This window comes from Stenotrophomonas sp. YJH_SMC_29 (genome assembly GCF_059371235.1).
The window spans coordinates 61,484-76,967 of sequence record NZ_JCAFUK010000002.1 but is presented as its reverse complement, the minus strand read 5'-3'; the positions used below and the strand labels follow the sequence as shown (position 1 = coordinate 76,967).

Sequence of the window (15,484 nt, the reverse complement as noted above, 5' to 3'; positions counted from 1 at the left end):
GGCGATCAGCCCTGGTAGTCGCGCACGTCGCTGCCGGTGTAGACCTGGCGCGGACGGCCGATCTTCATTTCCGGATCGACCTGCTGTTCCAGCCAATGCGACACCCAGCCGGAGGTACGGCCCAGGGCGAACATGACGGTGAACATTTCGGTCGGGATCTGCAGCGCCTTGTAGATGATGCCGCTGTAGAAATCGACGTTCGGGTACAGCTTGCGCGCGACGAAGTACTCGTCCTGCAGCGCAGCCTGTTCCAGCTTCACGGCCACGTCCAGCAGCGGATCCTGCACGCCCAGCTGCTTGAGCACCTTGCTGGTCATCTCGCCGATGACCTTGGCGCGCGGATCGAAGTTCTTGTAGACGCGGTGGCCGAAGCCCATCAGGCGGAAGCCGGAGGTCTTGTCCTTGGCCTTGACCACGGCGGACTCGACGTTGTCGGCGGTGCCGATCTCTTCCAGCATCTTCAGCACGGCTTCGTTGGCACCACCGTGGGCCGGACCCCACAGCGCGGTGACACCCGCGGCAACCGACGCGTACGGGTTGGCACCGGTCGAACCGACCAGGCGCACGGTCGAGGTCGAGGCGTTCTGCTCGTGGTCGGCGTGCAGGATGAACAGCAGGTCCAGCGCCTTGACCACGTCCGGGTTCAGATCGTACTGGCCGTCAGCCGACTCGAAGGTCTGCTTCAGGAAGCGGCTGACGTAGTCCAGCGAGGTGTCCGGCTTGTTGGCCGGCAGGCCCTTGCCATGGCGGTAGATCAGCGCCGACAGGGTCGGCACCTTGGCGATCAGGCGCACGGCGGCCTGGCGGCGCTGTTCGGCGTCGGACAGGTCCAGCGAGTCGTGGTAGATGGCCGACAGCTGCGCGATCGCAGCAGCCAGGATGGCCATCGGATGGGCGTCCTTGGCGAAGCTGCCGATCAGGGTGTTGATCGAGTCGTCGACATTGGCCTCGGCAGTCAGCTCATCGGTGAAGGCCTTCAGCTGCTCGGCGCTCGGGCGCTCGCCGTTGATCAGCAGGTAGGCCACTTCGACGTAGCTCGACTTTTCCGACAGCTGCTCGATCGGGTAGCCGCGATACAGCAGCACGCCCTTGTCGCCGTCGATGTAAGTGATGGCGGACTTGCAGCTGGCCGTCGCGGTGAAGCCGGAATCGTAGGTGAAGAACCCCGTTTCCTTGGTCAGCTTCGCGATGTCGACGCAGTCGTTGCCAAGGGTGGGTTTGATGACGGGCAGAACGACGGACTTATCGCCGGCGTTGAGCGTGACCTGATCAAGATCGGACACTGTGTGCGCTCCTTCATGGGAAGGCGCCTGCCCAAGCGCATTGGTCAGGCACGTGAATGACGTCCTCGGCCTGTGCCGGGGATCATGCCATTATCGCACAGCAGCATTTGCCCGGCGCTAGACAGAAGTCGTAGACGGCAGGCGGCCAGAACCCGGCCAGCAAGCGGCCCGGATCGGCAAAAGCGTTGTCACACGAACGCAGTGTTCTGTCCATCCAAACGCCCGTTGGGTTGGCGTTGGTGAAAAACAAACGGCCGCGCAGAGCGCGGCCGTCGGTTCGAAGCTGGATCGACAGATCAGCGCGCGTAGCGCTTCTGGAACTTGTCGATGCGGCCCGAGGTGTCGATGACCTTGTGCTTGCCCGTGTAGAACGGGTGCGAAGCCGAGGAAATTTCAACCTTGACCAGCGGGTATTCGTTGCCGTCTTCCCACTGGATGGTTTCCTTCGTCGCCATGGTGGAGCGGGTCAGGATCTTGAAATCGGAGGTGACGTCATGGAAGACGACGTCGCGGTAGTTCGGATGGATATCGGCCTTCATGGGCTCACACCGTAAATGGGCTGGTGGTCAAGAGCGGCATTATAAGCACCGGTTGCCGCTCGGGGCAACCGGTGCCGGGCAACGGACGTCAGTCCGCGCCCAGGGCCTGGCGCACCAGGGCCTCGAAACGCGCCTGGTCGTAGGCCATCAGCAGATCGCAGTTGTCCGGCTGGCCGGTCTGGCGGTTCCAGTCGACGATGGTGGCGCCGCGGCTGAACGTGCCGTTCAGCTCCACGTTCAGCGGGCGCGACTCGACCCGCAGCTGCCCTTCCGGGTTCAGTGCCCAGGCCATGGCCACCGCGTCGGCGGTGTACCAGCGCCCGCCCTTGCTGTCCTCGGACAGGCCACGGGTCTTGCGCGAGATCAGCTCGTAGAAGCGGGCGCGATCGGAATCGGCCTGCAGCCATTTCTCGGCTTCTTCCAGCGGCAGGCCGTGGGCAACAGTGGCCTCCCAGTCCGACACCAGCAGGTGCTTGAACGCGGTGAACACCACGTGCGCAGCTTCCGGATCGAAGGCGATGTTGAATTCGGCCGCCGGAGTGATGTTGCCGTGGCAGGTGACCGCGCCGCCCATCACCACGATGCGCTTGATGCGCTGGGGCAGGGTCGGGTCCAGCTTCAGCGCCAGTGCCAGGTTGGTCAGCGGGCCCAGCATCACCAGCATCAGTTCGCCGGCATGCACGTGTGACAGGCGCAGGATCGCCAGTGCGGCGTGCTCGGCTTCGGCCTGGCGGCTGGGCGGCGGCAGGTCCACGTCGCCATAGCCATCACGGCCATGCACGTGGGCAGCATCAACGGAAGGATGCAGCAGCGGATCCGGGCTGCCGGCAAACACCGGCACGTCGGTGCGGCCGACGATGTCGCAGAGCTTGAGGGCGTTGCGGACCGTGTACTGCAGGCCGACATTGCCGGCGGCGATGGTCAGGGCGACCACGTCATGCCGTTCATCGGCAAAGGCCATCAGCAGGGCCAGGGCGTCGTCCACACCGGGATCGGTGTCGATCAACAGGGGGATCTTGTGGGTCATCGTTGCCGTCTTCAGATCGGCAACGAAGTGTGGACCGGGATGATGACCGTTGCAAGTATGGGGGGCGGCAGGGCTGCGCCCTGCACCCGCGGTAGTGCCGGCCGCTGGCCGGCAACTTCAACAGCAGCGTCAAAAACGGGTTTCCCGCGGATGGCGGGGAAGAGCTCTCTGTAGAGTCGAGCCATGCTCGACTCCCGCGCGCAGCGCGCACAGCAGCCGAGCATTGGCTCGGCTCTACAGTAGATCCACGCCGTGCGTGGATGAGCGTGCCGGAAATGGGGTCAGAGGCCATTACTGCGCAAAGAGCTCTGACCCCAGGGTGCTTACGCCGAGGCGTAGCGCACGGCGGTGCCGATCCATCGCTGCACCACCCGATCGGCCAGTGCAGGCTGCTGCTCCAGCAGGCGCTCGGCCAGTGCGTGCACGCCGGGCAGCAGCCCGGCGTCGCGGGCCAGGTCGGCGATGCGGAAACCGGCCAGGCCGGTCTGGCGGGTGCCCAGCAGCTCGCCGGGGCCGCGCAGTTCCAGATCCTTCTCGGCGATGACGAATCCATCGTTGGTTTCGCGCATGGTCTGCAGGCGCTCGCGCGCCATCTGCGAAAGCGGAGCCTGGTACAGCAGCACGCAGCGCGAGACCGCCGAACCACGGCCGACGCGGCCGCGCAGCTGGTGCAGCTGGGCCAGGCCGAGGCGCTCGGCGTTCTCGATCACCATCAGCGAGGCATTCGGCACATCCACGCCCACTTCGATGACCGTGGTCGCGACCAGCAGGTCGATCTCGCCGGCTTTGAAGGCCACCATCGTCGCCAGCTTCTCGGCCGCTTTCAGCCGCCCGTGCACCAGCCCCACGCGCACGCCGGGCAGCAGTGCCTGCAGCGATTCGTAGGTGGCCTGCGCCGGAGTGGCATCCAGCTCTTCGCTTTCCTCGATCAGCGTGCACACCCAGTAGACCTGCCGCCCTTCCTCGCAGGCCAGCGCGATGCGCTCGATCAGCTCCGGGCGGCGGTCATTGTTGAGGGCGACGGTCTGTACCGGCGTGCGGCCCGGCGGCAGCTCATCGATGGCCGACACATCCAGGTCCGCGTATTCGGACATCGCCAGCGTGCGCGGAATCGGCGTGGCGGTCATCACCAACTGGTGCGGCACGCTGTTGCCACCCGCGCCCTTGTCGCGCAGCGCCAAGCGCTGGTGCACGCCGAAACGGTGCTGCTCGTCGACGATGGCCAGAGCCAGATCCTGGAACACCACCGCCTCCTGCATCAGCGCGTGGGTACCCACCACCACCTGCGCTTCGCCGCTGGCGACCTGCGCCATCACCTTCGCGCGTGCCTTGCCGGTGACCTTGCCGGCCAGCCAGGCGATGCGCACGCCCAGCGGTTCCAGCCAGCCGCGCAGGTTGTTGAGGTGCTGCTCGGCCAGCAGTTCGGTGGGTGCGGCCAACGCAACCTGCTTGCCCTGCTCCACCGCCAGCATCGCGGCCAACGCAGCGACCACGGTCTTGCCGGAACCCACATCGCCCTGCACCAGGCGCAGCATCGGGCTGGGGCGCGCGAGGTCTTCGCGGATCTGCTTGAACACGCGCGCCTGCGCACCGGTCAGGGCGAACGGCAGCTGCTTCAGCAGTGCCTTGGCCAGCTTGCCGGGGCCCGCCAGCGGCGGCGCGTGGTGTGCCTGCAATGCAATGCGCTGGCGGCGCAGGCTGAGGTGGTGGGCCAGCAGTTCTTCCATCGCCAGGCGGCGCTGCGCCGGGTGCGTGCCGGCGGCCAGCGCGGCCAGGTCGGCATCCGGTGGTGGCCGGTGCACGGTCAGCAGCGCGCTGCGCAGCGACGGCAGGCCGAGGCCATCGAGCCAGCCGCCGGGCAACAGTTCCAGCGCGCTTTCCTCGGGCAGGCGGTCCAGCGCCTGGCCGATCAGCTTGCGCATGGTCATCGGGCCGACGCCTTCGACGGTGGGGTACACCGGGTCGAGGCGGTCGCCGAGTTCAGGATCGTCGTTGCGCCCCAGCACCTGGTAACTGGGATGGACAATCTCCAGGCCGAGGTGGCCGGGCTTGGGCGTGCCGAAGCAGCGCAGCCGGTTGCCGACCGCGAACTGGCCGACCTGCTGTTGGCGGAAATGGAAGAAGCGCAGCACCAGGGTGCCCTGCCCTTCATCTTCCACCGCCACTTTCAGCATCGGCCGGTAGCGCATGCCGCGCTCTACCGCGACCACCCGCCCTTCCACCTGGGCCGGCACGCCGTTGCGCAGGTCTTCGATGCGGGTCAGCCGGGTCCGGTCTTCATAGCGCAGGGGCAGGTGAAGCCAGAGATCCTGCAGGGTGGCCAGGCCACGCGCCTGCAGTTTGGCGGCCACGGCCGGACCGACGCCGGCGAGCATCGCCAGGGATGCTTCGCCGGACGGTGACAGGACCGGAGTGACCGCCGCCTTGCGTGCCACGTGGCGGTCAGTCGATGACCATCACCGCATCGACCTCGAAGTTGGCGCCCTTCGGCAGGCCGGACACTTCGATGGTGGAACGGGCCGGGTACGGGGCCTGGAAGTAGTCCTGCATGACCGCGTTGACCTTGGCGAACTCGCCCAGGTCGGTCAGGTACAGGCCCAGGCGCACGACCTTGTCGAGCGAGCCGCCAGCGGCCTCGGCCACGGCCTTGAGGTTGTCGAAGGCGCGACGGGCCTGCGCTTCGACGTCACCGGCGCCGACGATGTCGCCGGTGGCCGGGTCAAGCGGGATCTGGCCGGAGAAATACACGGTGTTGCCGGCGCGCACGGCCTGCGAGTACGGGCCGATGGCGGCGGGGGCCTTTTCGGTGTTGATGATCTGGCGGGACATGGGTCGCTCCGGTGCTTTGGGGGAAAACAGAGCGGTGATTGTACCGGCTGGGGGTGCATCCACGCATGGCGCGGATCCACCGCGCCGCTTCGGTAGTGCCGGCCACTGGCCGGCAATCGCGACGCCGTCGAGGATCCATGGGTTGCCGGCCAGCGGCCGGCACTACCGGTCCGCGCAGGGCCTACTGGCGGCGTACCGACTGCACGACCGACAGGCGGCGCAGGCGGCGCATCACTTCGGCCAGGTGGTTGCGGTCGCGCACCTGGATGTTGAACGCCAGCACGGCGGCGTTGAAATCGCGGTCCAGGTAGTCCACGCGCTCGATGTTGGAGTGGCTCTGCGCGATGGCGGCGGCCAGCTGCGCCAGCACGCCGGTGCCGTTCTCCACTTCCACCACCAGCGAGGTGTCGTAGTCGCCGGAGACGGTGGTGTCCCAGCCGATCGGCACCCAGCGCTCGGGCGACTTGCGCAGCTCGGCCAGGTTCGGGCAGTCCATCCGGTGCACCACGATGCCCTTGCCGGCGGTGTGGTAGCCCATGATCTCGTCGCCGGGAATCGGCTGGCAGCAGCCGGCGAAGGTGACCACGCCGCGCTCGCTGCCGTTGATCAGGATCTTCTCCTGCGAATGGTGGCGCGAATGCGGGCCGCCACGCAGTTCGGCGTAGGCCATCAGCGCCTGCGCGGCCTGGGTCGGCATCCAGTTGCCCAGCGCGACCTCGGCCAGCAGCGCCTCCAGGCGCGGGAAACGGTGCTCGGCCAGGAACGCGTCCAGGCGCCCCTTCGGCAGCCGCTCCAGCGATGAATCCATCGCTTCCAGCGCACGGTCGAGCATGCGGTGGCCGAGCTGCACGGCATCTTCGTGTTCCAGCTGCTTGAGCTGGTGGCGGATGGCGGTGCGTGCCTTGCTGGTGACCACGAATTCCAGCCACTGCGGTTTCGGCGTGGCCGAGCGTGCGGTGATGATCTCCACCGACTGGCCCGACACCAGCTTGGTGCGCAGTGGCACCAGTTTCTTGTCCACGCGCGAGGCCACCGCCATGTTGCCGACGTCGGTGTGCACCGCGTAGGCGAAATCGAGCGCGGTGGAATTACGCGGCAGGGCCAGGATCTTGCCCTTCGGGGTGAACAGGTAGACCTCGTCCGGGAACAGGTCGACCTTGACGTTGTCGAGGAACTCCAGCGAGGAACCGGCGGCGCGCTGCGAGTCGATCAGCTCGACGATCCAGGCGTGGGCGCGGCTCTGCGCGCTGTTGGGCGAATCACCACCGAACTTGTAGGTCCAGTGCGCGGCCACGCCGCGCTCGGCGATCAGGTCCATTTCCTCGGTACGGATCTGCACTTCGATCGGCGAGCCATACGGCCCGAACAGCACGGTGTGCAGCGACTGGTAACCGTTGGCCTTGGGAATGGCGATGAAATCGCGGAAGCGCCCATCCAGCGGCTTGAAGGTGGCGTGCACCGAGCCCAGCGCGTGGTAACAGCTGGGCACGCTGCGCACGACCAGGCGGAAGCCGAACACATCCATCACCTGGTCGAAGGATTTGTTCTCGTCGCGCATCTTGTTGTAGATGCTCCACGGGGTCTTGATGCGGCTGATCAGCCGATGCTCGATCCCCTCCTTGGCCAGGCGCTGCGACAGCTGCACTTCCACCTGTGCCATCGCTTCGCGACGCACCACCGGCTGGCTGCGGATGTGTTTTTCGATGATGGCGTGGCGCCACGGGTAGAGCGCCTTGAACCCCAGGTTCTGCAGCTCGCTCTTGACCAGGCTCATGCCCAGGCGCTGGGCGATCGGCGCGTAGATCTCCAGCGTCTCGCGGGCGATGCGGCCGCGCGCTTCGCGGCTCTGCGCACCCAGCGTACGCATGTTGTGCAGGCGGTCGGCCAGCTTGATCATGATCACGCGCAGGTCGCGCGACATCGCCAGCAGCATCTTGCGGAAGCTCTCGGCGGCCGCTTCCTGGCGGTCGCGGAACTTCAGCTTGTCCAGCTTGGTGACACCGTCGACCAGTTCGGCCACGGCTTCGCCGAACTCGGCGGCCAGCGCCTCGCGCGTCAGCGGGGTGTCTTCGATGGTGTCGTGCAGGATCGCAGCGATCAGCGCTTCCACGTCCAGGCCGAGCTCGGCCAGCACCTGGGCCACGGCCACCGGGTGGGTGATGTAGGGCTCGCCCGACTTGCGCGTCTGCCCAGCGTGCGCGGAGGCTCCGACTTCCCAGGCACGGCGCAGCAGCGGCAGCTGTTCCGGCGGCAGGTAATGGGCGGCGCGTTCGAGCTGGAGGACGTAGTCGGGTACGGCGGCAGTGGGGGCTGCGGCGACCTTGGCAGTGGGGCCTGGGTTCATGCCCGCAGCCTATTCCAGCGCGACGTTTACGGCAAATCCTGAATGCGAAACAGCCCGCACGGGGCGGGCTGTTCGGTGTATCCAACGATTAGGTTGATCGATGCGATCAATCGTCGTTCTTGGACATGTCTTCGTCGGCCACCACTTCGGCGGCGGCCCACTCCAGCGCTTCGCGCTCGGCGCGCTCACGCTCGGCCTTCTCGACTTCGTCGATCAGCGCGTTGTCGATCTTGCGGGCGGCGATTTCGCGCAGCGCCAGCACGGTCGGCTTGTCCTCGGTCTCGCTGTTGTCCAGCGTGGCCTGCACGCCGTTGGCGAGCTGGCGGGCACGCTTGGATGCCATCATGACCAGTTCGAAACGGTTGTTAACGACTTCCAGGCAATCTTCTACGGTGATGCGGGCCATACGGGCTCCCGGCGACCGGTCGGCCGCTCAGTCGAATGAGGGAAAGGGGACGGAGTGTACTGGCAGGGGCTGGACAAAATCAAGCCAACCCCCCATCGATTCTTTTGGAATCAGTCAGTTGCACCCGGATCGGGGGTCAGCAGGGCCTGGATCAGGGCGGCGTGGCGCACCTTCTGGGCCTCCCGGCGCAGGCGGCTGGCAGTGAAGATGGCGCACAGCTCGTCCACGGCAGTGTCGAACACCTCGTTGACGATGACGTAGTCGAACTCGTTGAAGTGCAGCATTTCATCGCGGGCGGCCCCCAGCCGCTGGGCGATGACCGCCTCGCTGTCCTGGCCGCGCTTGCGCATGCGGTCCTGCAACGCCTGCTTGGACGGCGGCAGGATGAACACGGTGACCGTGCCCGGCACCAGCTGCCGCACCTGCTGGGCGCCCTGCCAATCGATCTCCAGCAGCACGTCCTGGCCGGCGGCCAGCTGCGGCTCCACCGACTGCCGGGCCGTGCCCTTCCAGTCGCCGTGCACCCAGGCGTGTTCGAAGAAGTCGCCGGCGGCGATCATCTGCTCGAACTTCTCGGCACTGACGAAGTGGTAGTGCTGGCCGTTCACCTCACCGGGGCGCATCGCGCGCGAGGTGAAGGAAATCGACAGGGCGATCTGCGGGTCACGCGCCAGGGTGGCGTTGACGATGCTGCTCTTGCCGGCGCCGGACGGGGCGGCCACGATGTACAGCGTGCCGCGCGCAACGGCGTCCGACGGCTTCGACGGGGCGCTCATGCACGGCTCCCAACTGGTTGATTTCGCAAAATTTTTCCTCGATGTTCCAGGTCCGGCGCGGCGGATCGCGGCCGGACGGCGGGGGCTGCGCGGAACATCCTGGAACCAGGCCCGGCAGACGCTTCCCCGGGGGGGCGGGCACGCAACTTTACCAGAGCATGCCCTTTCCGGGCCCGTCCGGCAGGCGCCGCGCCTTGTGCCACATGGGCATCCGGGGGCCTGTGCTATAACCGGCCGTACCCAACGACAGCCCGGAGGCCTGCGCCTCCCCGCCATCCCAGGAGAACGGCATGCCATCGATGAGCCGCCGCCAGTTCCTGAAAGTGACCGGGACAACCCTGGTCGGCTCCAGCCTGGCACTGATGGGCTTCGCGCCCGGCATCGCGCTCGCGGAGGTCCGGCAATACAAGCTGACCCGCGCGACCGAGACCCGCAACACCTGTACGTACTGTTCGGTGGCCTGCGGCATCCTGATGTACAGCCTCGGCGATGGCGCCAAGAACGCCGAACCGAGCATCTTCCATATCGAAGGCGACCCGGACCACCCGGTCAACCGCGGCACGCTGTGCCCGAAGGGTGCCGGCCTGGCCGACATCATCCACAGCAAGTCGCGCCTGCTCTACCCCGAGTACCGCGCGCCGGGCTCCAACGAGTGGAAGCGGCTGAGCTGGGACGATGCGCTGGACCGCATCGCGCGGCTGATGAAGGAAGACCGCGATGCCAACTTCGTGCAGAGGAACGAAGCCGGGCAGACGGTCAACCGCTGGCTGACCACCGGCATGCTGGCGGCCTCGGCCACCAGCAATGAAACCGCGGTGCTGACCCACAAGGTCGTCCGCTCCCTCGGCATGCTGGCATTCGACAACCAGGCACGTGTCTGACACGGCCCGACGGTGGCAGGTCTTGCCCCGACGCTAGGCCGTGGTGCGATGACGAACCACTGGGTCGACATCAAGAATGCCGACCTGATCCTGATCATGGGTGGCAATGCCGCCGAGGCGCACCCGTGCGGGTTCAAGTGGGTGACCGAGGCCAAGGCACACAACAAGGCCCGGCTGATCGTGGTCGATCCGCGCTTCAACCGCTCGGCGGCGGTGGCCGATGTGTACGCGCCGATCCGCACCGGTACCGATATCGTGTTCCTGGGCGGCCTGATCAACTACCTGCTGACCGAGGACCGCATCCAGCACGAGTACGTGCTGAACTACACCGACATGTCGTTCCTGGTGAAGGACGAATTCGCCTTCAAGGACGGCCTGTATTCGGGCTACAACGCAGAAAAGCGCAGCTACGACCGTTCCAGCTGGGACTACGCCTACGGTGACGACGGCTACGTACGCAGCGACCCGACGCTGAAGGACCCGCGCTGCGTCTACAACCTGCTCAAGCAGCATTACGCGCGCTATACCGTGGAGATGGTCGAGCGCATCTGCGGCACGCCTGCCGACAGCATCCGCCAGATCTGGGACATGATCGCGTCCACCACCGGCAAGGACAAGGCGATGACCATCCTGTACGCCCTCGGCTGGACGCAGCACTCGATCGGTGCGCAGAACGTGCGTGCCGGCACCATGGTGCAGCTGCTTCTGGGCAACATCGGCGTGGCCGGCGGCGGCATGAACGCGCTCCGCGGGCATTCCAACATCCAGGGCCTGACCGACATCGGCCTGATGTCCGACCTGTTGCCCGGCTACCTGACGCTGCCGAGGCAGGACGAGCAGGACTACGACGCCTACCTCGCCAAGCGCACGCAGAAGCCGCTGCGCGCCAACCAGATGTCGTTCTGGCAGAACTACCCGAAGTTCCACGTCAGCCTGATGAAATCGTGGTGGGGCGACGCTGCCACCGCCGACAACAACTGGTGCTTCGATCACCTGCCCAAGCTCGACAAGCCGTACGACATGCTGCAGGCGTACGAGCTGATGAACGAAGGCAAGATCCACGGCTACATCTGCCAGGGCTTCAATCCGCTGGCCTCGGCACCGAACAAGGGCAAGCTGATCAGCGCGTTCTCCAAGCTGAAGTTCATGGTCAGCATGGACCCGCTGGAAACCGAGACCATCGCCTTCTGGCAGAACCACGGCGCGCTGAACGACGTCGACCCCAGCACGATCCAGACCGAGGTGTTCCGCCTGCCGACCACGTCCTTCGCCGAGGAGAACGGTGCGGTGGTGAATTCCTCGCGCTGGCTGCAGTGGCACTGGAAGGGCGCCAATCCGCCAGGCGAAGCGCGCAGCGACATCGAGATCATGTCCGAGCTGTTCCATCGCATCAAGGCGATGTACGAGAAGGACGGCGGTGCGTGGTGGGAGCCGGTGCGCGACCTGGCCTGGAACTATGCCAACCCTGAAGTGCCCACGCCCGAAGAGCTGGCGATGGAGTACAACGGCAAGGCGCTGACGGACGTGTTCGATCCGAAGGATCCGACCAGGCTGGTGCGCAAGGCCGGCGAGCAGCTGGCGACGTTCGGCGACCTGCGCGACGACGGCAGCACCGCGTCGGGGTGCTGGATCTACATCGGTGCCTGGGGCCCGACCGGCAACATGATGGCGCGCCGTGACAACAGTGACCCGACCGGCATCGGCAATACGCTGGGCTGGGCGTGGGCGTGGCCGGCCAACCGCCGCGTGATGTACAACCGCGCCTCGTGCGACGTCGCCGGCCGGCCATTCGATCCGCGCCGCACGCTGCTGGCCTGGAACGGGAAGAACTGGGGCAACGTGGATGTGCCGGACTTCAAGGCCGACGAGGATCCCGCTGGCGGCATGGGCCCGTTCATCATGAACCCGGAGGGCATCGCCCGCTTCTTCGCCAAGGCCGGCATGGCCGAAGGCCCGTTCCCCGAGCATTACGAGCCGTTCGATACCCCGCTGCGCAGCAATCCGCTCAGCCCCGGCCAGGCACTGACGCTGAACAACCCGGCCGCACGCGTGTTCGCCAGTGACCGTGCCCAGATCGGTTCGCCGGATGAGTTCCCGCACGTGGCCACCACCTACCGCCTGACCGAGCATTTCCACTTCTGGACCAAGCACGGCAAGCTCAACGCCATCATCCAGCCCGAGCAGTTCGTCGAGATCGGCGCTGCCTTGGCCGACGAGCTGGGCATCAACAGCGGCAGCCGGGTGCGGGTCAGTTCCAAGCGCGGGCACATCGAAGCGGTGGCCATGGTAACCAAGCGCATCAAGGCCCTGCAGATCGATGGCCGGACCGTGCACCAGGTGGGCGTGCCGATCCATTGGGGCTTCCTCGGTGCGGCCAAGCCCGGCTACATCGCCAATACGCTGACCAACGCCATCGGTGACGGCAACTCGCAGACGCCCGAATCGAAGTGCATCCTGGTCAAGGTCGAGAAGGTGTAGGAGACACGCCATGTCACTGCAATCGCTGGACATCATCCGCCGCTCGGCCACCACCACGCCCTCGCCGGAGGCGCGGGGGGCGCACACCGGCCAGGTCGCCAAGCTGATCGATGTGAGCAAGTGCATCGGCTGCAAGGCCTGCCAGGTCGCCTGCATGGAATGGAACGACCTGCGCGACGAGGTCGGCAGCTGTGTCGGCAGCTATGACAACCCGCCCGATCTGAGTGACCAGTCGTGGACGGTGATGAAATTCCGCGAGTACGAGGACGAGAAGGGCAAGCTGGAGTGGCTGATCCGCAAGGAAGGCTGCATGCACTGCAGCGACCCAGGCTGCCTCAAGGCCTGCCCGTCGCCGGGCGCGATCATCCAGTACGCCAACGGCATCGTCGACTTCCAGGAAGAGAACTGCATCGGCTGTGGCTACTGCGTAACCGGCTGCCCGTTCGATGTGCCGCGCATCTCCAAGAAGGACCACAAGGCCTACAAGTGCACGCTGTGTTCGGACCGGGTGGCGGTGGGCCAGGAACCGGCCTGCGTGAAGACCTGCCCGACCGGGGCGATCACCTTCGGCAGCAAGCAGGCGATGACCGAGCACGCGGCCGGACGCGTCGAAGACCTGAAATCGCGCGGCTACGGGAACGCTGGCCTGTACGACCCGCAGGGCGTGGGCGGCACCCACGTGATGTACGTGCTGCAGCACGTGGACAAGCCGGAGCTGTATGCCGACCTGCCCAAGGACCCGCGGATCAGCCCGATGGTGGAAGTCTGGAAGGGCGTGGCCAAGCCGCTGGGCGTGCTGGCGATTGCCGCCACGGCCTTTGCTGGGTTCCTGCATTACATCGGCATCGGCCGCAACACGGTCAATGACGAGGAAGAAGAGGCCGCCGAACACGAAGCGAAGAAGATCGAAGAGGAGCAGCGGCCATGAAGTACGCCCCGCACCCGCGGCAGATCATCCGCTACCGCGCGCCGACCCGCATCAATCACTGGATCGTGGCGATCTGCTTCGTGCTGACCGCGCTGTCCGGGCTCGCGCTGTTCCACCCTGCCCTGTTCCCGTTGACCCAGCTGTTCGGTGGCGGCCCGTGGACACGCATCCTGCATCCGTTCATCGGTCTGGCCATGGTGGTGGGCTTCACATTGCTGGCGATCCGCATGTGGCGTGACAACCTGCCGACCGCCGACGACCGTGCGTGGATGCGCGGCATGCGCGACGTGCTGCGCAACGAAGACGAAAGGCTGCCGCCGGTGGGCCGCTTCAATGCCGGCCAAAAGCTGCTGTTCTGGGCCATCATCGGCTGCCTGTCGGCGCTGCTGCTTACCGGCTTCGTGATCTGGCGGCAGTATTTCAGCCACTTCTTCCCGATCGGCCTGATCCGCTTCTCGGTGCTTGCCCATGCGTTGTTCGGCTGGGTACTGGTGTGTGCGATCGTGGTGCACATCTATGCCGCGCTCTGGATCAAGGGCTCTGTGCGGGCGATGACCCAGGGCAAGGTGACCTATGGGTGGGCCTACAAGCATCACCGGCAATGGTTCCGGGACATCCTGCGCGGGCGACGGGAAGAGGGCTAGCGGCAGGGCCTGCGGCCCTGCACCCGCAGAGGCAACGTCAACGTCAAAAGCTGGCTTCCTGAGGAGTTGCGGGGTGGGTCCGGTTGCGGGGGACGCTGCAAGTACGTCCATGTAAGCTCGGTCGCCGCATCCATGCGGCTCACGCCCCCGCAACCGGACCCACCCCGCCTTCGACAGTTCACCGGTGCTTTTGGTAGGTGTCGACCTTGGTCGACACGATGAACACGGTAACAACCGATGGGGTCAGATCCGTTTTCCTGTGGAAAACGGATCTGACCCCAACCTTTCAAATGGCCGGCAACGCGCTGGACGCCAGCGCTGACAACGGCGAGGATGGAGGCTGGTTCTTCTGGCTGGCCCTGCATGGCGCAACGCATCCTTGAACCCGGTGAGATCGAGACGCTCGCCTCGCGCGACGTGCCGCGCATCATCCTGCCCGGTACCGAATCGCTGTTCGCTGCACGCGCGGCGCGACTGCGCAGCCTCGCCACGCACAGTGCCATCGGTGGCTATCTGCAGCTGCTGGCGGCGCTGGCCGATGCGCAGCAGGCGCTGCTGGACGAGCTGACGCCGCAACAGCGCGAGGCGCTGCAGGTTCAGGCGCGTGCACAACAGTCGAGCGCGGCCGCCGGTGCCGGCATGCCCTTGCGGCCCGCCAACACACTGCAACTGGACGGCCGCTGGCGCGACTGGCTGCGCACGCTGTGCCGGCACTGTGCCGACGAAGCCGGGCTGCCGGCGGAAACCCGGCGCGAACTTCTGCGCGTCGCCGCCGCCGATGACGCCTGGCTGGATGCGCAGGCGCACGCCGTGCTGGAGCGCGATGACGCCCCGTCGGTGGATGCGGTGGCGGCGCTGCTGGTGATGAATGCGTTGCAGGTGTACTGGGCCGTGCTCACGGCCAGTTTCCGCGCCAGCGACCTCAGGCCGCTGGCCGATGCGCCTGGCGTGTGCCCGCTGTGCGGCACCCTGCCGGTGGCCAGCGTGGTGCAGGCCCGCCCGCCCTATGCTTCGTACCGCTATCTGTCGTGCTCGCTGTGCGCCTGCCAGTGGCACTACGTGCGCGTGCAGTGCAGCCAGTGTGGCGCCGCTGGCAAGGACATCGCCTACCGCGCCCTGGCCGATGCCGACGGCGATGCCGCCCAGGCCGTGCGCGAGAGCGCGGTGCGCGCCGAGACCTGCGACCACTGCCACAGCTACCGCAAGATCCTGTACCTGGAAAAGGACCCGGCGCTGGAACCGGTGGCCGACGATCTCGGCACGCTGGCGCTGGACCTGCTGCTGGGCGAGGAAGGCTACGCGCGAGCCAGCCAGAATCCGCTGCTGTGGCAATCCGACGACGACTGACC

At 66.5% G+C, this 15,484-nt stretch carries 13 protein-coding genes; 5 read left to right on the top strand and 8 right to left on the bottom strand.

The features are described 5' to 3' along the window. Positions 1-5 precede the first annotated feature (5 nt). The 8 genes from AC5P9I_RS03540 to gmk all read right to left on the bottom strand — a co-directional run bounded on the left by AC5P9I_RS03540 (position 6) and on the right by gmk (position 9,204). Positions 6-1,283 (bottom strand): citrate synthase, encoded by a 1,278-nt coding sequence (locus AC5P9I_RS03540; protein WP_053461289.1) that lies wholly within the window; start codon positions 1,281-1,283, stop codon positions 6-8. 296 nt (positions 1,284-1,579) lie between these two features. Next, positions 1,580-1,822 carry a type B 50S ribosomal protein L31 gene (locus AC5P9I_RS03535; RefSeq protein WP_005410871.1) on the bottom strand — a complete coding sequence of 81 codons (243 nt, stop codon included), beginning with the start codon at positions 1,820-1,822 and terminating at the stop codon, positions 1,580-1,582. Positions 1,823-1,910: 88 nt separating this feature from the next. Further along, positions 1,911-2,849, bottom strand: coding sequence for a nucleoside hydrolase (locus AC5P9I_RS03530; RefSeq protein WP_130767779.1), 939 nt, complete (start codon positions 2,847-2,849; stop codon positions 1,911-1,913). Between the two features lie 323 nt (positions 2,850-3,172). Then, positions 3,173-5,284, bottom strand: coding sequence for an ATP-dependent DNA helicase RecG (recG, locus tag AC5P9I_RS03525; protein ID WP_064239113.1), 2,112 nt, complete (start codon positions 5,282-5,284; stop codon positions 3,173-3,175). Positions 5,285-5,291: 7 nt separating this feature from the next. Continuing rightward, positions 5,292-5,678 carry a RidA family protein gene (locus AC5P9I_RS03520; protein WP_005410875.1) on the bottom strand — a complete coding sequence of 129 codons (387 nt, stop codon included), beginning with the start codon at positions 5,676-5,678 and terminating at the stop codon, positions 5,292-5,294. Positions 5,679-5,859: 181 nt separating this feature from the next. Continuing rightward, positions 5,860-8,022, bottom strand: a complete 2,163-nt coding sequence (locus tag AC5P9I_RS03515) for a RelA/SpoT family protein (RefSeq protein ID WP_005418955.1) — start codon at positions 8,020-8,022, stop codon at positions 5,860-5,862. A 106-nt stretch (positions 8,023-8,128) separates the two neighbouring features. Next, positions 8,129-8,428 carry a DNA-directed RNA polymerase subunit omega gene (gene rpoZ, locus AC5P9I_RS03510; RefSeq protein ID WP_005410877.1) on the bottom strand — a complete coding sequence of 100 codons (300 nt, stop codon included), beginning with the start codon at positions 8,426-8,428 and terminating at the stop codon, positions 8,129-8,131. Positions 8,429-8,538: 110 nt separating this feature from the next. Further along, entirely contained in the window at positions 8,539-9,204 is a 666-nt protein-coding gene (gene gmk, locus AC5P9I_RS03505; RefSeq protein ID WP_049465727.1) for a guanylate kinase, read from the bottom strand. A gap of 290 nt (positions 9,205-9,494) precedes the next feature. On the opposite strand from gmk, the gene fdnG reads away from it, so the two are divergent. From fdnG to fdhE, 5 genes are all read left to right on the top strand, one after another. Then, the gene (gene fdnG / locus AC5P9I_RS03500; protein ID WP_235645068.1) at positions 9,495-12,563 is read left to right on the top strand and encodes a formate dehydrogenase-N subunit alpha; all 3,069 of its coding nucleotides are present in this window, start codon (positions 9,495-9,497) and stop codon (positions 12,561-12,563) included. 10 nt (positions 12,564-12,573) lie between these two features. Beyond that, positions 12,574-13,491, top strand: coding sequence for a formate dehydrogenase subunit beta (fdxH, locus tag AC5P9I_RS03495; RefSeq protein ID WP_049465732.1), 918 nt, complete (start codon positions 12,574-12,576; stop codon positions 13,489-13,491). Then, a complete protein-coding gene (locus AC5P9I_RS03490) occupies positions 13,488-14,135 on the top strand; it encodes a formate dehydrogenase subunit gamma (protein WP_049465734.1) in 648 nt (215 codons plus the stop codon). Before fdxH ends, AC5P9I_RS03490 begins: the two co-directional genes overlap by 4 nt. A gap of 197 nt (positions 14,136-14,332) precedes the next feature. Further along, positions 14,333-14,518 (top strand): hypothetical protein, encoded by a 186-nt coding sequence (locus AC5P9I_RS03485; RefSeq protein WP_130767776.1) that lies wholly within the window; start codon positions 14,333-14,335, stop codon positions 14,516-14,518. Next, positions 14,499-15,482 (top strand): formate dehydrogenase accessory protein FdhE, encoded by a 984-nt coding sequence (gene fdhE, locus AC5P9I_RS03480; RefSeq protein WP_049464271.1) that lies wholly within the window; start codon positions 14,499-14,501, stop codon positions 15,480-15,482. The genes AC5P9I_RS03485 and fdhE overlap by 20 nt, the downstream gene beginning before the upstream one ends. Positions 15,483-15,484: the final 2 nt, after the last annotated feature.